The following is a 22,088-nucleotide window of genomic DNA, read 5'->3' on the forward strand; positions in this document are numbered from 1 at the left end:
AATAATTTGAGGAGCTTATATGGATTTTGATCTATTCCTAATGGTTTGTAATTATATTGGGACAATAGCTTTTGCAGCGTCAGGAGCCATCAAAGGATTTGGTAAACGTTTAGATATTTTTGGGATTAGTTTATTGGCTATTGTAACCGCAGTAGGTGGAGGGATTTTAAGAGATTCTATTATCAGCCGTTTTCCTTCCGCTCTCGCAGATCCTGGACCGATTTATGTCTCTATTCTTGTAGCTGTTATTATGTATGCCTTTGTGACATCAAAACAAGCCAATGCTAGTCAAGAAAAAAAATTCTATAAGTGGCTGAGAGAAGCCTATCTCATCTTTGATTCGATTGGCTTAATCATCTTTTCCTTGATTGGAGCTACCGCCTTAGCTGATAGTAAATTGAACTTGATGTCTGCAGGGATTTTGGCCTGTTTAACAGGTGCTGGCGGTGGTATTATCCGAGACCTCTTGATTAATGAAGTCCCAAGTGTTCTAAAAGAGGACATCTATGCCCTTTTATCTTTTGTAATTGGCGTTATTTATTACTGGTTGGCCTTTGTCCTTCACTTTCCAAGAATCACTGCTTTTATCATTCTCTCAATTGTCGGTTTTGTAATTCGACTCTGTATTATTAAGTTTAAGCTCTCTTTGCCAAATATGGATAAAAAGACTTGGAATTGATTGATGGTAGGAAAGTTCAATCACTCGATTGATAAATATTTTATAAATTACAAGTTTAATCAAGCGTCTAATCTCGTATGGATTAGGCGCTATTTTATTTTTTTTTGCAAATACGGGAAATATTTGATGAAATTAATATTTTTTGGTATTATATCTAAAATTTTAAATAAGATAGGAGCTACAATGAGTAATTTAAAGAATTCAGTCGATTTTATTAAAGAAATAGAGAAGTTAAAGTCAGTAACAAGATTTAATAGAACTCTTGATGGAAGATTTGAAAATAGTGCCGAGCATTCTTGGCAAGGTGCTATAGCTGCTATAGTTCTTCAAGATTATTATCCTGAAAAGTTAAAAATGGAAAAAGTTATTTCTATGTTATTGATTCATGATTTAGGTGAGATTTATGCCGGAGATACTTGGGTTTTTGATGATGAAAAAAAGGTTCATTCTCATGATAGAGAGTTAGAATCTATAGAAAAAACAATGAGCCTCCTTCAAGAAGAGAAATATTTGAATATGAAAAATTTGTGGTTGGAATTTGAAAAAGGGCAGAGCGCTGAAGCAAGATATGCAAGAGTGATTGATGCATTGGTACCACTGATAAATCACTTAGAAGTGTCAGAATTAAATTATAACCCTGATAATATCAGTGCAGACATGGTATTAGAAAAGAAAAAGTTCATAAAAAGTGAATCAGAAGAATTATGGAAACTGACGGAAGATTTGATTCAGGAAAGTGTGGAAAGGGGATTATATTTATAATAAAAATAATAATTGGCTCTATAGATACAATAGAATATAGAGAAAGCCTTGGAATAAACTGTTTCCAAGGCTTTTTAGCTATCAATAGATACAAGAAAAAATTGTCAGATTAGATGATTTTTATTAGATACCATTATTTTGTAAAACTCTAAACTATATGTTATTAAAGACAGATTGTATTGAGTACTGAATTATACAAAAATTACTAATGGATTGAGAATTTTGCATTTGATTATACCGTAGAGAATATTAGTCAAATAAAATTGTTTTGTTTTCACTAATGCATTTCTTATTATCATCCCAATAGTTAATACTTTCAAAGCTTCCTTTTCTTAAATAAAGTGGTAGCCTTTTTCTTATTTCATCTTGCATTGGTATTTTATCAATATCTTTTAGATTCCACCATTTTGGCTCACCTTCAGAAGATGTACTTAGTTCACCAGTAAACTGAGTACATAAAAAGTCATAGAAGACAAATCTCTCATTACCAATTGAATTAGTAAAGCCTGAAATTCCTTTTAATTCAAGATTTAATGCAGTGAGTCCAGTCTCTTCCTTAAGTTCCCGTAATGCAGCTTCAAAAAAACTTTCAGGGAATTCAACTTTTCCCCCCGGTGGAATCCAGCCAGGAAAATTATCGTGTTGTCTATTAAGTAATAAAATTTCTTGATTTTTCAAAACGCAAATATTAACCCAGTTTTTGATTTTTTCAGTCATATTATTAACCTCCAACAAGTATTTTTTCATATGCAAGATTATATGTCAAGAACTATATGCTATTTATGATTGTGACAAATGTATCTCAGCCAAAGATTGATAATTTTTACGCAATAGCTGATGAACTCTCAGAATAGACTTCAATCAAGAACTTTGGAAGAAAAGAGTTGAGAGGTTGGATATAAAAGAAAGTAAGCAAATCAGCCTGGCCTTTAAATTGGCCCTACGGGATTATTTATAGAAGACAAAGACGTGTCAATTCAGCGCGTCTTTTTTTACTTTTTCTATGGTATAATAGAAGATAGATTTACAACTGGAGAATAGAAGTATTTATGATTAAACTAGTCGCAACTGATATGGACGGGACTTTTTTGGATGAAGCTGGCCAATTTGATATGGAGCGCTTAAAAAAGCTCCTCCATTCTTATAAAGAAAAAGGAATTTACTTTGCTGTAGCATCAGGACGTGGTCTTTTGTCTTTAGAGAAACATTTTGCGGATGTCAAAGATGAGATTATTTTTATCGCCGAAAATGGGAGTCTCGTTCGTTTTCATGGACAAGACCTCTATGAAGCAACCATGCCTAGAGATTTTTACCTATCAACTTTTGAAAAGCTAAAGGCTTCACCTTATTTTGATGAAAAGAAGATGCTCTTGACTGGTAAGAAAGCTTGCTATGTTTTAGATACTGTAGATGAAACCTATCTCATGTTTAGTCATCATTACAATGAGAATATTCAAAAAGTAGCTAGTCTAGAAGATATTACCGATGAGATTTTCAAATTCACAACTAATTTTACAGAACAAACAGTAGAAGCTGGCGAAGCTTGGGTTAATGAACATGTTCCTGGTGTTAAGGCAATGACGACAGGTTTTGAATCCATTGATATTGTTCTTGATTATGTGGACAAGGGAGTTGCGATTGTCGAATTAGCTAAAAAGTTAAATCTGGATATGGACCAAGTGATGGCTTTTGGAGATAACCTCAATGACCTTCATATGATGCAGGTTGTAGGGCACCCAGTCGCACCTGAAAATGCTCGTCCAGAGATTTTGGAACTTGCCGAAACAGTTATCGGTCACCATAAGGACCAATCAGTTATCGCTTATATGGAGGGGTTATAATGGCAGATATTAAATTAATTGCCCTAGACTTGGATGGAACCTTGCTGACGACAGACAAGAAATTGACTGATCGTACCAAGGCAACTTTAAAGGCTGCGCGTGAACAAGGGGTCAAGGTAGTCCTAACAACTGGACGTCCTCTCAAGGCCATGGATTTCTTTCTTAAAGAGCTTGGAACAGACGGCCATGAGGATGAATATACTATCACATTCAACGGTGGATTGGTTCAGAAAAATACAGGTGAGATTCTTGATAAGACAGTCTTTTCAATTGATGATGTGACACGTATTTATGAAGAAACTGAAAAATTAGGAATCCCCTTAGATGCAATTTCAGAAGGAACAGTTTACCAGATTCAGTCTGACCAAGAAAGTTTATACGCTCAGTTTAACCCGGCTCTAACTTTTGTTCCAACTGCTTTTGAAGATTTGTCTAGTCAGGTAACATACAATAAATGTGTGACTGCCTTTCCTCAGGAACCTTTGGATGCGGCTATTCAAAAGATTTCACCAGAATTATACGACCAGTATGAGATTTTTAAATCACGTGAACTCTTGCTAGAATGGTCACCAAAGAATGTTCATAAGGCGACAGGATTATCTAAACTGATTGAACACCTGGGAATTGACCGAAGTCAGGTTATGGCTTGTGGAGATGAGGCTAATGACCTTTCGATGATTGAGTGGGCCGGTCTCGGTGTCGCTATGCAAAATGCTGTGCCAGCAGTTAAGGCTGTGGCAAATGTGGTAACACCAATGACTAATGACGAAGAAGCTGTCGCCTGGGCAATTGAAAAATATGTATTGAAGGAGAACTAAAGAATGGGATTATTTGACCGTTTATTTGGAAAAATAGAAGAACCTAAAATCGAAGATATTGTCAAAGAAGCTCTAGAAAACATTGATTTATCGGATAATAGCGAGCAAACTGAGACGCTGGAATCTGAAAATATCGAAGTCAAAGAGCAAGATGGGACTGTCGTAGTCGAAGAAAATGATGAAGGATTAATTGAAGCAGAGGTTGACGAAGAAACTATTGTCGAACCAGTTGACGAAGCGAAGGTTTCTCAAGAAGGGTTAAATCAAGTCCAAGAGGCAGATAGTCCTCAAGAGGAATTGACTCATGTTGAAGAAGCAACTTCAAAAGATAGTGGCGAGGCAGAAATTGTTCAGCCTCAATCTGACGAAGCAGAAACAGAGTTTTTTGAAGAAGAGGAAGCAAACCAAGCAATCGAAGAAACTTCTCAAGTCCAAGAGACTGAACAAGAAAAATATGACCGCAGTCTTAAGAAAACGCGTACTGGATTCGGTGCCCGTTTGAATGCTTTCTTTGCAAATTTCCGCTCAGTCGATGAAGATTTCTTTGAGGAACTAGAAGAGCTACTCATCATGAGTGACGTTGGTGTGCAGGTGGCTTCAAATCTTACGGAAGAATTGCGTTATGAAGCCAAGCTTGAGAATGCTAAGAAACCTGATGCCCTTCGTCGTGTTATCATCGAAAAATTGGTGGAGCTATACGAAAAGGACGGCATTTATAATGAAAATATTAACTTCCAAGATGGATTAACGGTTATGCTTTTTGTTGGAGTTAATGGAGTCGGGAAAACAACTTCAATTGGTAAATTAGCTAATCGATACAAAAAAGCTGGTAAAAAGGTTATGCTTGTTGCTGCTGATACCTTCCGTGCGGGTGCGGTTGCTCAGTTAGCAGAATGGGGACGTCGTGTAGATGTTCCTGTCGTTACTGGCCCTGAGAAGGCAGATCCAGCCAGCGTTGTCTTTGATGGGATGGAACGAGCAGTAGCAGAAGGCATTGATATTCTCATGATTGATACAGCAGGCCGTCTGCAAAACAAAGAAAACTTAATGGCAGAATTGGAAAAGATTGGTCGTATCATCAAACGCGTAGTGCCAGAAGCACCTCATGAAACCTTCCTAGCTCTTGATGCCTCAACTGGTCAAAATGCTCTTGTACAAGCTAAAGAATTCTCAAAAATTACTCCTGTTACAGGGATTGTCTTAACCAAGATTGATGGAACTGCTCGAGGTGGGGTTGTTCTTGCTATCCGTGAGGAACTCAATATCCCTGTTAAGCTAATTGGTTTTGGTGAAAAAATTGATGATATCGGTGAGTTTAACTCTGAAAACTTTATGAAGGGCCTTCTAGAAGGTTTGATATAAAAGAAAATCCTGCAAGAATTCTTGCAGGATTGTTTTTGATTATTCTAAACGACCATCTTTACGATAGGCGATATCTGGTTGCCATGTCCATTTGGCTCCGTATTTTTCAAGGAGATCAAAACTAGCCTGAGGTCCCATTGTACCAGCCTTGTAGTCATGAAGTGGAGCACCGTTTTCAGCCCAAAGCTTCTCGATACGGTCAATCAATTTCCATGATGCACTCACTTCATCCCAGTGGCTAAAGTTTGTTGAGTTATTGTTCAAAACATCATAGATTAGTTTTTCATATGGGTCAGGTGAAGCACCTGTTGCAGTCGCATCTGTTCGATAGTCAAGCGAATTTGGTGCGAGGCTAAACTCTTCCCCTACCTTCTTACCGTTAAGGCTAAGAGAGAATCCTTCCGTCGGTTGGATGTAGATGGTAAGCACATTCGGTGCTAGTGGTTCTCCAAAGATTGAATCCATTTGTTTGAAGACGATGTTTACGTGTGTTCCTTTTTCAGTTAGGCGTTTACCTGTACGGAAGAAGAAAGGTACATCTCGGAAGCGATTGGTATCTACAAAGAAGGCACCTGAAGCGAAGGTTTCTGTCATTGATTCTGGGTTGACATTTGGTTCGCTGCGGTAAGAAATGTATTTCATGCCATCAACTTTACCAGAACGGTATTGCCCACGGATGAAGTGCTCTTTAAGTTCCTCATCTGTAGGGTGGTAAAGGTTCTTGAAGACCTTGATTTTCTCTGCGCGAATGTCATCCTTTGTAAAGCTTGCAGGCTTATCCATAGCAAGGAGTGACAGAAGCTGAAGTGTGTGGTTTTGAACCATGTCTCGAAGGGCACCAGACTCATCATAGTAGCCACCACGCTCTTCAACACCTAGACGTTCTGCAAAGGTAATTTGGACATTATCGATGTGCTCACGATTCCAAACATTTTCAAAAATCATGTTGGCAAATCGAATAGCAAAAATGCTTTGAATCATTTCCTTACCAAGATAGTGATCGATACGATAGATTTGCTCTTCGTTAAAAGTAGCTAGAAGCTCTTCGTTTAGTTTGCTTGCAGTTTCATAATCCGTACCGAAAGGTTTCTCAACAATCAAACGTTCAAAGCCTTTACCGTCAACGATTTGCTCAGACTTGAGGTGTTTAGCAATGGTACCAAAGAACTGAGGTGCCATTGAGAGGAAGAAGAGTTTGTTGTGCTCAGTCTGATATTTTTCGTTTAATTCAGCCTGAAGCTTGCGTAGTTCGATGTAGTGCTCAGTATCATTAACATCGTGACTTTGATAGTAAAAATGACTAGCAAATGCTTGAGCTTCTTCTGCGCAATCTGCCAAGTCCAAAATAGATTCGACAACAACAGATTCGAAATACTCTTTACTCCAAGGTCTACGAGCAGTTCCAATAACAGCAAAATGATCAGAAAGATTACCTGATTTATAAAGTCTAAAGAGTGAAGGGTAGAGCTTGCGTTTAGCTAAATCTCCACTAGCACCGAAAATTGTAACAATAACTTTAGATGACATCCAGCTACCTAATTTCTATTTTGTTTCCTAGTCTAGCTAGGCATGGGAAAACCCCATTTTCATACCCTTTATTTTATCATAATTTTCTAAAAAATCCAAAATTCCAATTCAAGTAAGAAAAAAACTGCAAGGGAAAACTTGCAGTTTTTTTAAGCGTTGAGAACCTTGTCCAAAAATTCTTTTAGACGAGGGTGTTGTGGGTTGTCAAAGATTTGATCAGGGGTACCGTCTTCTAGGAATTCACCGTCTGCAGTAAAGATAACACGATTGGCAACCTTACGAGCAAATCCCATCTCGTGAGTTACGATAATCATGGTCATACCTTGTTCAGCCAATTCCTTCATAACGTTAAGAACGTCTCCTACCATCTCAGGGTCAAGGGCAGAAGTTGGTTCGTCAAAGAGCATGATATCTGGATTCATAGCCAAACCTCGAGCGATAGCCACACGTTGTTTTTGTCCGCCAGACAAACTATCAGGATTAGCATTGGCCTTGTCAGCAAGTCCAACCTTTTCAAGAAGTTCCATGCCTAATTTTTCAGCTTCTGGTTTGGTTAATAACTTATGCTCGATAGGTGCAAAAGTGATATTTTCCAAGACAGTCATATGTGGAAAGAGATTGAAGTGCTGGAACACCATTCCTACATTTTCACGAACATGGTCTACATTGGTTGCTTTATCCGTCAAATCATAACCATTAACAGTAATATGACCTTTTGTACCTTCCTCAAGGAGATTCAAGCTACGCAAGAAAGTTGACTTACCTGAACCAGAAGGACCGATGATACAAACAACATCACCTTCGTAGAATTTTACAGAGATTCCTTTTAGAACCTTGTTTTTTCCATATTGTTTATGTAAATTATCGACATCAATTTTTAATTTTGCCATTATTGAATCCTCTTTTCTAAGCGTTTTGCTAGTCTAGTTAGAAGAGTGATAATCACAAGGTAAAAGACTGCGAGAATTGCATACATTTTGAAACTTTGGTAATTACGAGCAATGATAATTTTACCAGTTTGGAAGAGTTCTACAAGACCGATTGCAGATACGATCGTTGTATCTTTCAATGCGATAACAAATTGGTTAACGAAGTTTGGAAGCATGAGTTTGGTTGCTTGAGGCAAGACAATCTTACGCATGGTTTTTCCATATGAAATACCAAGACTTCGACTAGCTTCCATTTGTCCAACAGGAACGGCCTTAATACCACCACGAACAATTTCAGCGATGTAAGCTGCTGAGTTTAGGGAGAGGGCAATTGTACCAGCGACAAAGTCGTTGATTGGACTTTGTTGACCTGTAAGAGATTCGATAAAGTTAGGAATTCCCCAGAAAATAAATGCTGCAAGAATCATCAATGGAATACCACGGATCACGTCAACAAAAATCTCTGAAATCAAACGAAGTGATTTATATGGGCTGACGCTAAACATACCAAAGATAATTCCGATGAAAATAGCGATGGCAAATGAAACAAGGGCTAAGGCAAGAGTAATTCCAAGGCCGCTAAGGAGTTGTTTGTAGTTATTTTTCAACAAGCCCCAAATAGTTGTTTCATCAGCAGTTGAAGTTGTGGTAGTAGAATCGCTAGCTAAATATTTATTAAGAATCTTTTGGAATTCTCCATTTGCCTTAAGATTTGCAAGTCCTTTATTGAACTTCTCTAGCAATTCTGGATTACTTCCTTTTTTAACAGCAAAGGCAGTTTCGCCAATTGGTGTACCTGCGATTGGTGTTTTTAGTTTTTGTCCTTGACTGATAGAGTATTTAATAACAGGTTCGTCGTCCATAACGGCATCTATTGAACCGGCATTTAAACTATCATACATAGAAGCAGCATCGGAAAAAGTTTTGATTTTATAACCATATTTGCTTTGATTCTCTGTTAGGAAGGTTTGTGAAGCAGTACCGTTTTTCACACCTACAGTTTTACCGTTCAAATCTTCATAAGAAGAAATGGTACTTGATTCTTTCACACCGAGAATGGTGTTTGCTGTATAGTAAGAGTCAGAGAAATCAAATGTTTCTTTACGAGCATCCGTCACTGACATACCTGCAATGATACCGTCTGCTTGTCCAGATTGAACCGCATTGATAGCAGCATCAAAACCAGGGTTGGTAATTTCAATTTCAAAGCCTTGGTCTTCAGCGATTGCCTTGATTAGATCCATATCGATACCAGTGTATTGGTTGCTTGAGTCTTGGAAAACAAATGGTGCAAATGACGAGTCACTGGCAATGATATACTTTGTTTTCTCAGTATCAGCTTTTACTAGTCCTAATGAAACAATAGGAAATAAAATAAGCAAACAAGCTAGAATTTTTTTCTTCATGTGATGTCTCCTTTCAGGGTATTTTCAAATTATAGCAGAAAAAATTGTATCCGGCAAATATTTTATATTTCTATGTCAGAAGATATAACATATAATAAGATGAGGTAGTCTGTTGAGAAACAGAAACTCTTCCCTTTTTATGGTAAAATAGAAGGATAGAAAATGTGTATGAGGCTATTATGATAAATAGAATTACAGACAACAAATTTAAACTTGTATCCAAATACCAACCGTCAGGGGATCAACCACAGGCCATTGAGCAGTTGGTGGATAATATCGAGGGTGGAGAAAAGGCTCAAATTTTAATGGGGGCGACTGGTACAGGGAAAACCTATACCATGAGTCAAGTGATTGCGCAAGTTAATAAGCCAACCTTGGTCATTGCCCACAATAAGACACTAGCAGGCCAGCTCTATGGGGAGTTCAAGGAATTTTTCCCAGAGAATGCGGTTGAGTATTTCGTTTCTTATTATGATTATTACCAACCAGAAGCCTATGTCCCATCGAGTGATACCTACATCGAAAAAGATAGCTCGGTCAATGACGAGATTGATAAATTACGCCACTCAGCAACATCAGCTTTGTTGGAGCGTAATGATGTTATCATTGTGGCATCAGTTTCTTGTATCTATGGTTTGGGTTCTCCAAAGGAATATGCTGATAGTGTGGTAAGTTTGCGTCCGGGTCTTGAGATTTCTCGAGATAAACTGCTGAACGACTTAGTAGATATCCAGTTTGAGCGCAATGACATCGACTTTCAACGGGGGAGATTCCGAGTCCGTGGGGATGTGGTGGAGATTTTCCCAGCCTCTCGTGACGAGCATGCCTTTCGTGTAGAGTTTTTCGGGGATGAGATTGACCGTATTCGTGAAGTCGAAGCTTTGACAGGGCAAGTTCTTGGTGAAGTGGACCATTTAGCAATTTTCCCGGCCACTCACTTTGTGACCAATGATGACCACATGGAAGTAGCGATTGCTAAGATCCAGGCTGAGTTGGAGGAGCAGTTAGCTCTCTTTGAGAAGGAAGGTAAGCTCCTTGAAGCCCAGCGTTTGAAACAGCGTACTGAGTATGATATTGAGATGCTCCGTGAAATGGGTTATACAAATGGTGTCGAAAACTACTCCCGTCACATGGATGGACGAAGCGAAGGAGAGCCTCCGTATACGCTTCTTGATTTCTTCCCTGATGATTTTTTGATTATGATAGATGAGAGCCACATGACCATGGGACAAATCAAGGGGATGTATAATGGAGACCGTTCTCGTAAGGAAATGTTGGTTAATTATGGTTTCCGTTTACCTTCTGCTCTAGACAACCGTCCTCTTCGTCGGGAAGAGTTTGAAAGTCATGTTCACCAGATTGTCTATGTATCAGCGACACCTGGAGATTATGAGATGGAACAAACGGACACCGTGATTGAGCAAATCATCCGTCCAACAGGTCTTTTGGATCCAGAAGTGGAAGTGCGCCCAACCATGGGACAGATTGATGACTTGCTTGGTGAAATTAATGCTCGTGTTGAAAAGAACGAGCGTACCTTTATTACAACCTTGACCAAGAAAATGGCAGAAGACTTGACCGATTACTTCAAGGAAATGGGGATCAAAGTCAAATACATGCACTCGGATATTAAGACTTTAGAGCGGACAGAGATTATCCGAGATTTACGATTAGGTGTCTTTGATGTCTTAGTCGGGATTAACCTCCTTCGTGAAGGGATTGACGTACCTGAAGTCAGTCTAGTTGCTATTCTTGATGCCGACAAGGAAGGCTTCCTCCGAAACGAACGCGGATTAATTCAGACCATTGGTCGTGCTGCCCGTAATAGTGAAGGTCATGTCATTATGTATGCTGATACTATGACTCAATCTATGCAAAAAGCCATCGATGAAACAGCTCGTCGTCGTAAAATTCAGATGGCCTATAATGAAGAACACGGCATTGTCCCACAAACTATTAAGAAGGAAATCCGAGACCTTATCTCTGTCACAAAAACTGTGGCTAAAGAAGAGGACAAGGAAGTTGATATCAATAGCCTCAACAAGCAGGAGCGCAAAGAACTAGTCAAGAAACTGGAAAAACAAATGCAAGAAGCCGTCGAAGTGCTTGACTTTGAACTCGCAGCTCAGATTCGTGATATGATGTTGGAAGTCAAAGCGTTGGATTAGATAGGAGAAAACTCATGAAAATTTTAGTCATTAATGGGCACCCTGATAGGGAAAGTTACTGTCAGGCTATTTTTCAAACCATTGTAGAAAATATTGACTCAGGTCGCCATGAGCTTGAAGTCATCAACCTTAATGAAGAGGACTTTGATCCTGTTTTACGTTATGGCTATCGAAAACGTATGGAAGAAGATTCTTTTATCCTTCGTTCCCAAGAATTAATCCAGTGGGCGGATCACCTGATCTTTGTTTATCCCATCTGGTGGAGTAGTATGCCGAGCCTTATGAAAGGTTGGATTGATCGTGTCTTTACACCAGGAATTGCCTACTCTGCTAATGATCAGGGGAGTTTTATCTGGAATTACCTCAGAGGCAGGCAGTTTAAAAAGTTATTAAAAGGGAAAACAGCAAGTATCTATGCTACCTCCATGGCGCCTACTTGGTGGTATAAAATCTTTTCAGGTCCTATCAACATTCCAGATAGCTATGGCATCTCTGTTTTGAAAAATGCGGTCTTGAATCATTGTGGAATTAAAACTAAGCGCGTGTGCGTACTAGGTGAAGTTGGACGGGATGTGAATACAGCAAGTATGCGTGAAGAGTATCTCCAAAAAGTAGCAGGAGAAGTTAAAAAACTATCATGAAACAAGATAGTAAAAAAGAGAAAAAAATCAAAAAAACACTATAAGCCGAATCAAAAAATAAGCTGGCTGGATAAAGTAAAATTGTGGTTGTTACAGCATTCAAAAATAGCTTTTCTATTAGATAGTAGTGTATTTTGGTTCTCAGCTATCGGGTTACTTTATTTGTTGCTTGGGACAACTTTTGTTCCAAAACCATATCAAAACCTCAATTATGTCTTTCCACTTATTATGAATCTAGTATTCTTAGTGAATATACTTTATCAGGGTATTTTTAGAGATAATTTCGATGGAATGACTAGAGTTCAAGATTTTGCAAATCCATTCTTGTACCTAAATGGAGTAGGTTTGTTGTTTCACTTATTTTTGGAATAATGGGTCGAAATAGAAAGAGTATTTCTCCTCTGCTAACGTTAGATCCCCGCTACATCTGGTTTCCTATTCTTACCTATGTAATCTTCTTTTTTGTAGCTATGTTGATTATTTTAATTTCCAAGTATATTGAAAAGAAAAAAGGGAAAAAAGAAAATAAGGAAAATTCACTCAAATGAAAAAGAATAAAAGAAATTCAAATACAAAAAAGAATCTCTCGAGGAGAGAAAGTTTTCATCTTTGGCTAGATTCTCATAAATTTTTAGGATTCTTCTTGATCCTCGGTCTTATCCTAGCAATAGGACTAAGTTTGAATCTAATTTTTGAAAGTCTTCCTATTCCTTCGCCATACAGAGATATCAACTATAGTTTTCCACTATATATAAATCTTTTTTGTCTGGTATATCAGTTATTTGACTATTGGTTCCTAGACTTATCTGGGGCAAGGATGACAATAAAAAGATTTGTAGATTTATTTATTTATCTTAATAGTATCGGTTTAATAGTTCATCTCTTTATTGGGATTGGTGGGAAAAATAGTAAAGGAATTTTACCATCTCTCTTATCCCTAGATCGCCGCTATATTTGGTTTCCTATAGCAACCTATCTGATCTTTTTCAGTTTGGCATTTATTATAACTCTAGTAATGAAATATATTGAAAAGAAAAGGAGTTAATCATGACGAAACATCTAACTGTATTTAGGTTTATTTATCTTTTGTGCCTGGTATTTGTACTGATTCATTTTATCTTAGGCCTCTTTGGTTTAGCCTTTACACCAGTCTTGTGGAATCTCTGGTTCTTTGGTCTTTGCTTGACCTTATTTATCCATCCGTGGACTATCTTTTATAAATCTAGAATCTTTCAATGGCATCATCTGATTTTTCAAGCTCTCAGTGGATTCGTTGCTCTCATAATCTGGTTTATGATATTTTTATTTTTCTCCACGGTTCCAGATTCATCTATGCCTATCAATTTAGACTACTATGTGATTAAGGAAAAAAATGAAATCAGAATCAACAGAGGATTCTTACTCAATGAAATTCATGAATATCATGACTGGATTAATCCTTTGATTATGAAATCTAAAGTTAAGTATGTAGAAAAAAATTAAACATTAGAAAGTGAGTCCTATGTCTAGAGCACAATTAACCATTTTAACTAATATTTGCCTGGTTGAAGACCTTGAAAATCAGCGCGTGGTTATGCAGTATCGATCACCTGAAACCAACTACTGGTCTGGCTATGCCTTTCCAGGAGGACATGTCGAAGACGGAGAGGCTTTTGCTGAATCTGTTATTCGTGAGATATACGAGGAAACAGGTCTGACAATTCAAAATCCTCAACTTGTCGGCATAAAAAATTGGCCGCTAGATACAGGTGAGCGCTACATTGTCTTTTGTTACAAGGCGACTGAATTTACGGGCACTCTCCAATCTTCTGAAGAAGGAGAAGTGTCCTGGGTACAAAAAGACCAGATTCCAAATTTGGATCTGGCCTATGATATGTTATCTTTGATGGAGATGATGGAAGCTCCAGATAAGTCAGAATTTTTCTATCGTCATCGTACAGAAGATGGATGGGAAAAGAAAATATTCTAATCTTTTACTAAATAACCAAGCTGGTCCAAGGCCTTCTCAATATAGAGGAGGTCTTGTTTATTTTCTGCTTCAATCAAATGATAATGGACGCCATCTGTTAATTCAGATAAAGGTCGAAAATCTGAAGTCTTGACTTGGTTTAAAAAATGCTCGACATCCCTACGGCAACTTAGTTTGAGGAGGGTTTCGATTTCTCCGTAAACAGGATGATCTATCTGGATATTTTGAACTCGTCCACCATTATCAACAATGGCAAGGAGTTCTTGTTCCATATCTTCTTCTTTGTGTTTAACTTTAAAAAGTTTATGTACATAAGGATTTGATTTACTTTCCTTATAGATATATCCACGATTGGTTGATAAGATAGGAGCACCATCTGCACGAAGAACAGCAATGTCCTGAACAATAATCTGGCGAGTGACATGAAAATGTTCTGCTAAACTTTGGCCGTTTAGAGGTTTTTGTGATTCTTTTAAAAGATGTAAAAGGGTTTCTTTCCTATTGTTTGTCATAGTCTCTTTCTTAATGGCGTTTTTTTAGTGCTTTATAAACAGCTAATGCTAGGTAATAGTCTATCATACTATGAATAATTGTACCAAAGCCAACTAATACAAACAAGACATAGAACATATTTTTTAGGTCTGTTCCTGTACTAGCGTAAAAGATGATACAAGCCAACACTTCAGCAACAGCGTGAACTAAACCGAGTACAAAGTTAAAAATCAAAGAAGATTTAGGATTATCTAAGGTTTGAGGATGTTTTTGAAGATAGAAAGCTCCAAGAGTACCAAAGAAGATATGAGAGAGAGCTCGAAGGACGATGACAATTGGGTAACCCGCTAAAAGGAAGCCAATACTTGAAGCTACGATTACAAAGATAGCCATCCATGGCGAGAGAAACATAGCAATAAAAATGGCTACGTGACTTCCTAGTGTGTAAGAAGCCGGGGGGATAACTAGTTTAAAGGGCATGATTATGGGGATGAGGATAGCGATAGCTGTCAATAATGCGGTTACGGTCATGAATTGGGTTTTCTTTTGTGTATTCATAATAACTCCTTTTTATGTGTATATACAGTTGTATAGTACACTAAATAATATTATTCGTCAAGATAGAAATTGAATTTTGAAGGAAAAATAGTTAAAATAAAGTAAAGTATCTTAGTAAGAATAGAGAGTCAAGATGGTAGATATTCTTTATCCAATTTTTATCATTCATTACATATCTAAGCAGAAAAAATTAGGATTCCAAGTATCTAAATTTACTACATTTACAGCCTATAGTTTCTTAATGATTTCGATAATAAGAATCGCATTTGGTTCCTTAGCTCTGATTGTTTTCTCGATACCCATATTCGGTTTCCTCTATTTCAGTATCATAGGGCTCATTCTTTATCATATTAGCATTATTTATGGCATAATCCTACTTTTCTTGTCATTAACTTTTTTCTTAGACAGTCAAAAATCTAATCAGGACATTCAAATCACGGAAAATACTCCATTCATATTTCATGTGTTAATGTTGATCTTTCATGCGCTCTTAATCTATAATACCTTGGTACCAATCTTTTCCATTTACTGAGAAAATATTTAAATATTCTTCTCTAAGTGGCAGTAAGATTGAGAAAAAAACTCAATTTTTTTTAAAAAATACTTGCTTTGATAGAATTCTTGTGATATACTTATAAAAGGTTTGAAAAAACTGCCTAAGACAGTAGGGGAGCAAGACTCATAAATATCCTACCGAGGACAAAACGTATCATGTAAAAAGAAGCGTATTGTACTTTCGTGTCTAGGTTTGGGCGCGTTTTTCTTTTGGAAAAATTCCCCAAGCAAAATAATTACGGAGGTGAACACACTAATGAGTGAAGCAATTATTGCTAAGAAAGCGGAACTAGTTGACGTAGTAGCTGAGAAAATGAAAGCTGCTGCATCAATCGTCGTTGTTGACGCTCGTGGTTTGACAGTTGAACAAGATACAGTTCTTCGTCGTGAGCTTCGTGGAAGCGAAGTTGAGTATAAAGTTATTAAAAACTCAATCTTACGTCGTGCAGCTGAAAAAGCTGGTCTTGAAGATCTTGCATCTGTTTTTGTTGGACCATCTGCAGTAGCATTTTCTAACGAAGATGTTATCGCACCAGCGAAAATCTTGAACGACTTTGCTAAAAACGCTGACGCACTTGAAATCAAAGGTGGTGCAATCGAAGGCGCTGTCGCATCTAAAGAAGAAATCGTTGCTCTTGCAACTCTTCCAAACCGCGAAGGACTTCTTTCTATGCTCCTTTCTGTACTTCAAGCGCCAGTGCGCAACGTTGCTCTTGCAGTCAAAGCGGTTGCAGACAACAAAGAAGACGCAGCTTAATCTTAAGCTACGCAGCGTAGCCTAGCTACAAAAGATAACAAAATTAAATTTAAACATATTTGGAGGAAATAACAATGGCATTGAACATTGAAAACATTATTGCTGAAATTAAAGAAGCTTCAATCCTTGAATTGAACGACCTTGTAAAAGCTATCGAAGAAGAATTTGGTGTAACTGCAGCTGCTCCTGTAGCTGTTGCTGCAGCTGGTGCTGCTGACGCTGGTGCTGCTAAAGACTCATTTGACGTTGAATTGACAGCTGCTGGTGACAAAAAAGTTGGCGTTATCAAAGTTGTACGTGAAATCACTGGTCTTGGACTTAAAGAAGCTAAAGAACTTGTTGATGGTGCACCAGGTGTCATCAAAGAAGGCGTTCCAACTGCAGAAGCTGAAGAAATCAAAGCTAAATTGGAAGAAGCTGGAGCTTCAGTTACTCTTAAATAATAGAGCGACTACATTTGTAGCTTAAAAACATGATTAAACCGCTATTCTTAGGAGTAGCGGTTTTTCTTTTTGTTCAAAAAGGGGCAAGAAAGGGAACGACGTTAAATTGGTATTTCTATTTTAGACGAATTGGTAGAGATTCCTTATGAAAAAAATTTACTTTTTAAATCCTTTTTGTTATAATAGATGGCAAGAAAGAATATCTTATCAGGAGATCCTAAGCGAGCCTGTGGCAGTGGGAGTCAGGTGGTTAAGAGATAAGTGTGGCGCTTTTGGTATTTTAATAAAGATAATGAAGTAATAAATTAGGGTGGAACCGCGTTTTTGACGCCCCTAGGTCACTTGACTTAGGAGCAAAGACACGGTTTTTTTGTATCCAAAGTCACAAGAATTAAAAAAAGGAGTAAAACATGTCCAAAAAATTAACCTTCCAAGAAATTATTTTGACCTTGCAGCAATACTGGAATGACCAGGGTTGTATGCTCATGCAGGCTTATGATAACGAAAAAGGTGCGGGAACAATGAGTCCTTATACCTTCCTCCGTGCTATTGGTCCTGAACCATGGAACGCAGCTTATGTAGAGCCATCTCGTCGTCCAGCAGATGGTCGTTACGGGGAAAATCCAAATCGTCTTTACCAACACCATCAATTCCAAGTGGTTATGAAACCATCACCATCAAATATTCAGGAACTCTACCTCGAGTCATTGGAAAAATTGGGAATTAATCCATTGGAACACGATATCCGCTTCGTTGAAGATAACTGGGAAAATCCATCAACTGGATCAGCTGGTCTTGGTTGGGAAGTATGGTTGGACGGTATGGAAATCACTCAGTTCACTTATTTCCAACAAGTCGGCGGCTTGGCAACTGGTCCTGTTACAGCTGAGGTTACTTATGGTTTAGAGCGTTTAGCTTCTTACATCCAAGAAGTAGATTCTGTTTATGATATTGAGTGGGCTCCAGGTGTTAAATACGGAGAAATCTTCCTTCAACCAGAATATGAGCACTCAAAATACAGCTTTGAAGTTTCAGACCAAGATATGTTGCTTGAAAACTTTGAGAAATTTGAAAAAGAAGCAGGACGTGCTCTGGAATTGGGTCTTGTTCACCCAGCCTATGATTACGTTTTGAAATGTTCACATACCTTCAACTTGCTAGATGCGCGTGGAGCCGTATCTGTTACAGAACGTGCCGGCTACATTGCCCGTATCCGTAACTTGGCTCGTGTCGTAGCCAAAACCTTCGTCGCAGAACGCAAGAAACTCGGTTACCCACTTCTAGATGAAGCCACACGCGCAAAACTCCTAGCAGAAGAGGAAGAATAAAGAGTGTATTAGATAGGATTGGTTGATAGAGCAATCCTACAGAACCAGTTGCCGCAGTGATAAAGGTATCGTTAGAGAAACTAACGATACCAGGCAAAATTGGAGACCTTAGGCTCCAATTTTAGCAATGAAACGACGAAGTCGGTTGCTTGCGTGCCAATCACATAAGGCAAACTGGAAAAAAAGATATTTTTCGGAGAAAAAACATGACAAAAAACTTATTAGTAGAATTAGGGCTCGAAGAGTTACCAGCCTACGTTGTCACACCAAGTGAAAAACAACTAGGTGAAAAAATGGCAACGTTCTTGAATGAAAACCGCCTTTCATATGAAGGCATTCAAACTTTCTCAACTCCACGTCGTTTGGCTGTTCGTGTACTTGGTTTAGCAGACCAACAAACGGATTTGACTGAAGATTTTAAAGGACCTTCTAAGAAAATCGCCTTGGATGCAGAAGGGAACTTTTCTAAAGCAGCTCAAGGATTCGTCCGTGGAAAAGGCTTGACAGTTGATGATATTGAATTCCGTGAAATTAAAGGTGAAGAATATGTCTATGTAACCAAGCATGAAGCTGGAAAACCTGCTGAGGAGGTGTTGACAGGGATTCCAGAAGTATTGGCTAGCCTTAGCTTCCCAGTAAGTATGCACTGGGCAAATAATACCTTTGAATACATTCGTCCTGTCCATACTTTGATAGTCCTTTTGGATGATGAAGCTCTTGATATGGACTTCTTAGATATTCATTCAGGCAGAGTGAGCCGTGGACATCGTTTCCTTGGACATGAAGTGGAAATTCGTCATGCTGATAGTTACGAAGAGGATTTACGAAAAGTCTATGTCATTGCTGACAGTATTGAACGCGAAAATATGATTCGTGAACAAATCAAGGCTATTGAAGCATCAGAAGGTGTTCAAGTTCAGGTTGATGAGGGACTTTTGAATGAAGTTTTGAATCTGGTTGAATATCCAACTGCTTTTATTGGTAATTTTGACCCTAAATACCTAGAGGTTCCAGAAGAAGTTTTGGTTACTTCAATGGAAACTCATCAACGCTACTTTGTAGTCCGTGATCTTGAAGGAAATCTAAAACCAAACTTCATTTCAGTTCGTAACGGAAATGCTGAACACTTGGAAAATGTCATTCGAGGAAATGAGAAAGTTTTGGTTGCTCGTTTGGAAGATGGAGAATTCTTCTGGCGTGAAGACCAAAAACTCAAGATTGAAGATTTAGTTGCTAAACTTTCACACGTTACCTTCCATGAAAAGATTGGTTCTCTTCGTGAACACATGATTCGTACAGGGCAAATTGCTATCCAGCTAGCTGAAAAAGCTGGTCTATCAGTTGATGAATCTATTGATCTTGCTCGTGCTGCAGCCATTTATAAATTTGACCTCTTAACCGGTATGGTTGGTGAATTTGATGAGCTTCAAGGGATCATGGGTGAGAAATATGCTCTTCTCGCAGGTGAAAATGCTGCAGTGGCAAAAGCTATCCGTGAACACTATCTACCGGACTCAGCTGATGGAGCCCTTCCTGAGTCTAAAGTTGGTGCTATCCTTGCACTAGCTGATAAATTAGATACTCTCTTATCTTTCTTCTCGGTTGGCTTGATTCCATCAGGTTCAAACGACCCGTATGCTCTTCGACGTGCAACACAAGGAATTGTTCGAATCTTGGAAGACTTTGGTTGGAAGATTCCAATGGACGAATTGATTGCGAGCCTTTATGCCTTATCATTTGAAAGTATAACTTATGATAATCAAGAAGAAGTGCTTAACTTCATTAAAGCTCGTGTTGATAAGATGATGGGTTCTACTGCAAAAGATATCAAAGAAGCTGTTCTCGCAAGTTCGAATTTTGTTGTTTCTGATATGATTGAAGCTGCAGAAGCTTTAACCAAAGCTGCAAATACTGAAGATTACAAATCATCAGTTGAATCTCTCTCTCGTGCCTTTAACTTAGCAGAAAAGGCAGATGGTTCAGTCAAAGTTGATTCAAGTCTCTTTGAAAATGAACAAGAAAGAGAACTAGCTCAAGCTGTAGAAAGATTAGAATTGCAAGGTTCAGCTAGTGATAAATTAACGCAACTATTTGCTCTTAGTCCAGTAATTGATGCATTCTTTGACAATACCATGGTTATGGCAGAAGATGTTGATGTGAAGAACAACCGTTTAGCTATCCTTGCTGAACTTGTTAATAAAGCAAAAACAGTAGCTGCTTTCAATCTTCTCAATACAAAATAAAAATAAATTGGAGGTCCAAATATGACACCAGAAAAAATCGCTCGTATTAATGAGCTTGCTAAAAAGAAAAAAACAGAAGGTTTGACTGCGGAAGAAAAAGTAGAACAAGCCCAACTTCGTGAAGAATACATTGAGGGATATCGTCGAGCAGTTCGTCACCATGTTGAAGGAATTAAAATCGTGGATGAGGAAGGAAACGACGTGACACCGGAAAAGCTTCGTCAGGTACAACGTGAAAAAGGCTTGCATGGTAGAAGTCTTGACGATCCAAATTCCTAAGTTAAATAAAACAAAACTCGGCTAGCATACACTAACCGAGTTTTGTTGTCTCTTAAAAAAGGAACCCAAAATGGTTCCTTTTTGTTAGTTATTAGTTACTAGCACCAGAAGTAGCATCTGCGCTACCACCGTGGCCGCCATCGGCTGAGTCAGAAGCGCCAGAAGTAGCATCTGCATCACCATGACCTGCAGCAGGAGCGAAAGGTCCGCTACCGCCTACCAAACGTTGACCAGTTTCTTTCAAGTACCAGTCAAGCCATGGTTGGAAGTTAAAGACAATTTCATTAATACCAGCATATGATCCATCAGGATAGTACATAGCTTGGTAGTTGTGAGTATTGATAACACCTGCTGGAGAACCAGGAACAATTGTACGTACGTATTCTTGGTTTCCATTGCGAAGCGTACCAATAACCCACTCAACGTTCTTCATACGTGCAGGTGGAAGTGATCCGTGAACTGTTGACATACGGCTGCCAGATTGAGGTGGTACACGTTTCGCAAACATTGTTTCTGGATCTTGATGAGCGTTGTTGTAGTATAGGAATTGGTTATTATCATCAGCATATGTCAATTCAAAAGGCATAGCTTTCAAGAACATATCGATTTGATTAACTGTAAGGATACCATGGTCAAGTTTAACGTATGTATCACCTGAAACAGCACCTGTAATTTCTGCAACTTTTTCTACCCATTCTGGATCATCAGGGTCAACTTCAGTAATAGTTGTGGCAATTGGTTTTCCACAATCCAAGTCTTCTGGTTCAATTGGTTTTGGTTTTTTCAAATTAGATACGACTCCTACGTATTTGACAAAGTTATCTAAGCAAGTTTCAAGGAATTTAACAGTTCCTTCGTTAATAATATTTCCGTTTGCATCAAAAGCTTCTTTAGCTTTTCCAAGAAGGAATTCATTACCTGGTAATGTGTAGGCATTTACTCCTGGTGCATCAAGAATTTTACGAAGGTGAACTTGAGCACGTGAAGTACCTTGGTCATAATATGAAGCACCCACAATCATAACTGGTTTGTTTTCAAATGGATGAACTTCGTATGAAAGCCATTCAAGGACTGACTTAAGTGAAGCAGAAATAGTGTGGTTGTGCTCTGGAGTAGCAATAATCACACCATCAGCTCGAGTAATTTTGTTGTAAAGAAGGCGCAACTGGAAGCTGTCGTCCCATTTTTCGTCTTGGTTAAACATTGGAACTTCATCGATTTCCAAAACTTCTAGTTCAAATTTAAATTTAAACTGACGGCGGATGAACTCCAAGAGTTTGCGGTTATATGATTGATCATAGTTTGATCCAACAAGTCCAACAAATTTCATT

22 protein-coding genes and 1 other annotated feature are annotated in these 22,088 nt (G+C 38.3%); of the genes, 15 read left to right on the forward strand and 7 right to left on the reverse strand.

Annotation, left to right across the window (positions count from 1 at the left end; genetic code table 11):
- Nucleotides 1-19 precede the first annotated feature (19 nt).
- Nucleotides 20-679 carry a trimeric intracellular cation channel family protein gene (locus QM810_RS00940; RefSeq protein ID WP_414253521.1) on the forward strand — a complete coding sequence of 220 codons (660 nt, stop codon included), beginning with the start codon at nucleotides 20-22 and terminating at the stop codon, nucleotides 677-679.
- A 183-nt stretch (nucleotides 680-862) separates the two neighbouring features.
- On the forward strand, nucleotides 863-1,441 hold the full coding sequence (locus QM810_RS00945; RefSeq protein ID WP_414253976.1) for an HD domain-containing protein: 579 nt from the start codon (nucleotides 863-865) through the stop codon (nucleotides 1,439-1,441).
- A 249-nt stretch (nucleotides 1,442-1,690) separates the two neighbouring features.
- Here the strand turns inward: QM810_RS00945 and QM810_RS00950 are convergent, their stop codons facing one another.
- Complete coding sequence (locus QM810_RS00950; RefSeq protein WP_414253522.1) at nucleotides 1,691-2,158, reverse strand: 8-oxo-dGTP diphosphatase; 468 nt, start codon at nucleotides 2,156-2,158, stop codon at nucleotides 1,691-1,693.
- Nucleotides 2,159-2,490: 332 nt separating this feature from the next.
- Between QM810_RS00950 and QM810_RS00955 the strand changes: the two genes are divergently transcribed.
- The 3 genes from QM810_RS00955 to ftsY are packed head-to-tail and all read left to right on the forward strand — an operon-like array spanning nucleotide 2,491 to nucleotide 5,462.
- Nucleotides 2,491-3,282: a Cof-type HAD-IIB family hydrolase gene (locus QM810_RS00955; RefSeq protein ID WP_414253523.1), complete on the forward strand. Its 792-nt coding sequence runs from the start codon at nucleotides 2,491-2,493 to the stop codon at nucleotides 3,280-3,282.
- Nucleotides 3,282-4,100: a Cof-type HAD-IIB family hydrolase gene (locus QM810_RS00960; RefSeq protein ID WP_414253524.1), complete on the forward strand. Its 819-nt coding sequence runs from the start codon at nucleotides 3,282-3,284 to the stop codon at nucleotides 4,098-4,100. The genes QM810_RS00955 and QM810_RS00960 overlap by 1 nt, the downstream gene beginning before the upstream one ends.
- Before the next feature lie 3 nt (nucleotides 4,101-4,103).
- Nucleotides 4,104-5,462: a signal recognition particle-docking protein FtsY gene (gene ftsY / locus QM810_RS00965; protein WP_414253525.1), complete on the forward strand. Its 1,359-nt coding sequence runs from the start codon at nucleotides 4,104-4,106 to the stop codon at nucleotides 5,460-5,462.
- Between the two features lie 39 nt (nucleotides 5,463-5,501).
- Here the strand turns inward: ftsY and zwf are convergent, their stop codons facing one another.
- The 3 genes from zwf to QM810_RS00980 form a co-directional block, all read right to left on the reverse strand.
- Nucleotides 5,502-6,989: a glucose-6-phosphate dehydrogenase gene (gene zwf / locus QM810_RS00970; protein ID WP_414253526.1), complete on the reverse strand. Its 1,488-nt coding sequence runs from the start codon at nucleotides 6,987-6,989 to the stop codon at nucleotides 5,502-5,504.
- 149 nt (nucleotides 6,990-7,138) lie between these two features.
- Nucleotides 7,139-7,879, reverse strand: a complete 741-nt coding sequence (locus tag QM810_RS00975) for an amino acid ABC transporter ATP-binding protein (protein ID WP_006150592.1) — start codon at nucleotides 7,877-7,879, stop codon at nucleotides 7,139-7,141.
- Nucleotides 7,879-9,324: an amino acid ABC transporter substrate-binding protein/permease gene (locus tag QM810_RS00980; RefSeq protein WP_414253527.1), complete on the reverse strand. Its 1,446-nt coding sequence runs from the start codon at nucleotides 9,322-9,324 to the stop codon at nucleotides 7,879-7,881. Before QM810_RS00980 ends, QM810_RS00975 begins: the two co-directional genes overlap by 1 nt.
- Nucleotides 9,325-9,503: 179 nt before the next feature.
- Between QM810_RS00980 and uvrB the strand changes: the two genes are divergently transcribed.
- The 5 genes from uvrB to QM810_RS01005 all read left to right on the forward strand — a co-directional run bounded on the left by uvrB (nucleotide 9,504) and on the right by QM810_RS01005 (nucleotide 14,102).
- A complete protein-coding gene (gene uvrB, locus QM810_RS00985; protein ID WP_414253528.1) occupies nucleotides 9,504-11,492 on the forward strand; it encodes an excinuclease ABC subunit UvrB in 1,989 nt (662 codons plus the stop codon).
- 14 nt (nucleotides 11,493-11,506) lie between these two features.
- A complete protein-coding gene (locus QM810_RS00990) occupies nucleotides 11,507-12,133 on the forward strand; it encodes an NAD(P)H-dependent oxidoreductase (protein WP_414253529.1) in 627 nt (208 codons plus the stop codon).
- Nucleotides 12,134-12,677: 544 nt separating this feature from the next.
- Nucleotides 12,678-13,178 (forward strand): hypothetical protein, encoded by a 501-nt coding sequence (locus tag QM810_RS00995; RefSeq protein ID WP_414253530.1) that lies wholly within the window; start codon nucleotides 12,678-12,680, stop codon nucleotides 13,176-13,178.
- Between the two features lie 2 nt (nucleotides 13,179-13,180).
- A complete protein-coding gene (locus QM810_RS01000) occupies nucleotides 13,181-13,615 on the forward strand; it encodes a hypothetical protein (protein WP_414253531.1) in 435 nt (144 codons plus the stop codon).
- Nucleotides 13,616-13,634: 19 nt separating this feature from the next.
- The gene (locus tag QM810_RS01005; RefSeq protein WP_414253532.1) at nucleotides 13,635-14,102 is read left to right on the forward strand and encodes an 8-oxo-dGTP diphosphatase; all 468 of its coding nucleotides are present in this window, start codon (nucleotides 13,635-13,637) and stop codon (nucleotides 14,100-14,102) included.
- Here the strand turns inward: QM810_RS01005 and QM810_RS01010 are convergent.
- A complete protein-coding gene (locus tag QM810_RS01010; RefSeq protein ID WP_414253533.1) occupies nucleotides 14,099-14,614 on the reverse strand; it encodes a transcription repressor NadR in 516 nt (171 codons plus the stop codon). The two genes, QM810_RS01005 and QM810_RS01010, sit on opposite strands and share 4 nt — an antisense overlap.
- Nucleotides 14,615-14,624: 10 nt before the next feature.
- Nucleotides 14,625-15,152 carry a hypothetical protein gene (locus tag QM810_RS01015; protein ID WP_263393711.1) on the reverse strand — a complete coding sequence of 176 codons (528 nt, stop codon included), beginning with the start codon at nucleotides 15,150-15,152 and terminating at the stop codon, nucleotides 14,625-14,627.
- A 637-nt stretch (nucleotides 15,153-15,789) separates the two neighbouring features.
- Nucleotides 15,790-15,925, forward strand: a sequence feature (ribosomal protein L10 leader region).
- A gap of 38 nt (nucleotides 15,926-15,963) precedes the next feature.
- Here QM810_RS01015 and rplJ point away from each other — a divergent pair.
- The 5 genes from rplJ (at nucleotide 15,964) to QM810_RS01040 (ending at nucleotide 20,757) form a co-directional block, all read left to right on the forward strand.
- Nucleotides 15,964-16,464: a 50S ribosomal protein L10 gene (gene rplJ, locus QM810_RS01020; protein WP_049530475.1), complete on the forward strand. Its 501-nt coding sequence runs from the start codon at nucleotides 15,964-15,966 to the stop codon at nucleotides 16,462-16,464.
- A 74-nt stretch (nucleotides 16,465-16,538) separates the two neighbouring features.
- Nucleotides 16,539-16,907 carry a 50S ribosomal protein L7/L12 gene (gene rplL / locus QM810_RS01025; protein WP_001196964.1) on the forward strand — a complete coding sequence of 123 codons (369 nt, stop codon included), beginning with the start codon at nucleotides 16,539-16,541 and terminating at the stop codon, nucleotides 16,905-16,907.
- A gap of 410 nt (nucleotides 16,908-17,317) precedes the next feature.
- Nucleotides 17,318-18,235 (forward strand): glycine--tRNA ligase subunit alpha, encoded by a 918-nt coding sequence (gene glyQ, locus QM810_RS01030; RefSeq protein ID WP_000038760.1) that lies wholly within the window; start codon nucleotides 17,318-17,320, stop codon nucleotides 18,233-18,235.
- A 206-nt stretch (nucleotides 18,236-18,441) separates the two neighbouring features.
- Nucleotides 18,442-20,478, forward strand: coding sequence for a glycine--tRNA ligase subunit beta (gene glyS / locus QM810_RS01035; protein WP_414253534.1), 2,037 nt, complete (start codon nucleotides 18,442-18,444; stop codon nucleotides 20,476-20,478).
- A 21-nt stretch (nucleotides 20,479-20,499) separates the two neighbouring features.
- Nucleotides 20,500-20,757 (forward strand): DUF896 family protein, encoded by a 258-nt coding sequence (locus tag QM810_RS01040; protein WP_235084062.1) that lies wholly within the window; start codon nucleotides 20,500-20,502, stop codon nucleotides 20,755-20,757.
- A gap of 91 nt (nucleotides 20,758-20,848) precedes the next feature.
- On the opposite strand, the gene QM810_RS01045 is transcribed toward QM810_RS01040, so the two are convergent.
- Nucleotides 20,849-22,087, reverse strand: a complete 1,239-nt coding sequence (locus tag QM810_RS01045) for an NAD(P)H-dependent oxidoreductase (RefSeq protein WP_414253535.1) — start codon at nucleotides 22,085-22,087, stop codon at nucleotides 20,849-20,851.
- Nucleotide 22,088 lies beyond the last annotated feature (1 nt).

This window comes from Streptococcus infantis (assembly GCF_047464155.1).
GTDB lineage: Bacteria > Bacillota > Bacilli > Lactobacillales > Streptococcaceae > Streptococcus > Streptococcus infantis_U.

Excerpts from the sequence above, each read along its gene's own strand:
- QM810_RS00940 (WP_414253521.1), top strand. The coding sequence starts at position 20 with ATGGATTTTGATCTATTCCTAATGGTTTGTAATTATATTGGGACAATA.
- QM810_RS00945 (WP_414253976.1), top strand. The coding sequence starts at position 863 with ATGAGTAATTTAAAGAATTCAGTCGATTTTATTAAAGAAATAGAGAAG.
- QM810_RS00950 (WP_414253522.1), bottom strand. The coding sequence starts at position 2,158 with ATGACTGAAAAAATCAAAAACTGGGTTAATATTTGCGTTTTGAAAAAT.
- QM810_RS00955 (WP_414253523.1), top strand. The coding sequence starts at position 2,491 with ATGATTAAACTAGTCGCAACTGATATGGACGGGACTTTTTTGGATGAA.
- QM810_RS00960 (WP_414253524.1), top strand. The coding sequence starts at position 3,282 with ATGGCAGATATTAAATTAATTGCCCTAGACTTGGATGGAACCTTGCTG.
- ftsY (WP_414253525.1), top strand. The coding sequence starts at position 4,104 with ATGGGATTATTTGACCGTTTATTTGGAAAAATAGAAGAACCTAAAATC.
- zwf (WP_414253526.1), bottom strand. The coding sequence starts at position 6,989 with ATGTCATCTAAAGTTATTGTTACAATTTTCGGTGCTAGTGGAGATTTA.
- QM810_RS00975 (WP_006150592.1), bottom strand. The coding sequence starts at position 7,879 with ATGGCAAAATTAAAAATTGATGTCGATAATTTACATAAACAATATGGA.
- QM810_RS00980 (WP_414253527.1), bottom strand. The coding sequence starts at position 9,324 with ATGAAGAAAAAAATTCTAGCTTGTTTGCTTATTTTATTTCCTATTGTT.
- uvrB (WP_414253528.1), top strand. The coding sequence starts at position 9,504 with ATGATAAATAGAATTACAGACAACAAATTTAAACTTGTATCCAAATAC.
- QM810_RS00990 (WP_414253529.1), top strand. The coding sequence starts at position 11,507 with ATGAAAATTTTAGTCATTAATGGGCACCCTGATAGGGAAAGTTACTGT.
- QM810_RS00995 (WP_414253530.1), top strand. The coding sequence starts at position 12,678 with ATGAAAAAGAATAAAAGAAATTCAAATACAAAAAAGAATCTCTCGAGG.
- QM810_RS01000 (WP_414253531.1), top strand. The coding sequence starts at position 13,181 with ATGACGAAACATCTAACTGTATTTAGGTTTATTTATCTTTTGTGCCTG.
- QM810_RS01005 (WP_414253532.1), top strand. The coding sequence starts at position 13,635 with ATGTCTAGAGCACAATTAACCATTTTAACTAATATTTGCCTGGTTGAA.
- QM810_RS01010 (WP_414253533.1), bottom strand. The coding sequence starts at position 14,614 with ATGACAAACAATAGGAAAGAAACCCTTTTACATCTTTTAAAAGAATCA.
- QM810_RS01015 (WP_263393711.1), bottom strand. The coding sequence starts at position 15,152 with ATGAATACACAAAAGAAAACCCAATTCATGACCGTAACCGCATTATTG.
- rplJ (WP_049530475.1), top strand. The coding sequence starts at position 15,964 with ATGAGTGAAGCAATTATTGCTAAGAAAGCGGAACTAGTTGACGTAGTA.
- rplL (WP_001196964.1), top strand. The coding sequence starts at position 16,539 with ATGGCATTGAACATTGAAAACATTATTGCTGAAATTAAAGAAGCTTCA.
- glyQ (WP_000038760.1), top strand. The coding sequence starts at position 17,318 with ATGTCCAAAAAATTAACCTTCCAAGAAATTATTTTGACCTTGCAGCAA.
- glyS (WP_414253534.1), top strand. The coding sequence starts at position 18,442 with ATGACAAAAAACTTATTAGTAGAATTAGGGCTCGAAGAGTTACCAGCC.
- QM810_RS01040 (WP_235084062.1), top strand. The coding sequence starts at position 20,500 with ATGACACCAGAAAAAATCGCTCGTATTAATGAGCTTGCTAAAAAGAAA.
- QM810_RS01045 (WP_414253535.1), bottom strand. The coding sequence starts at position 22,087 with ATGAAATTTGTTGGACTTGTTGGATCAAACTATGATCAATCATATAAC.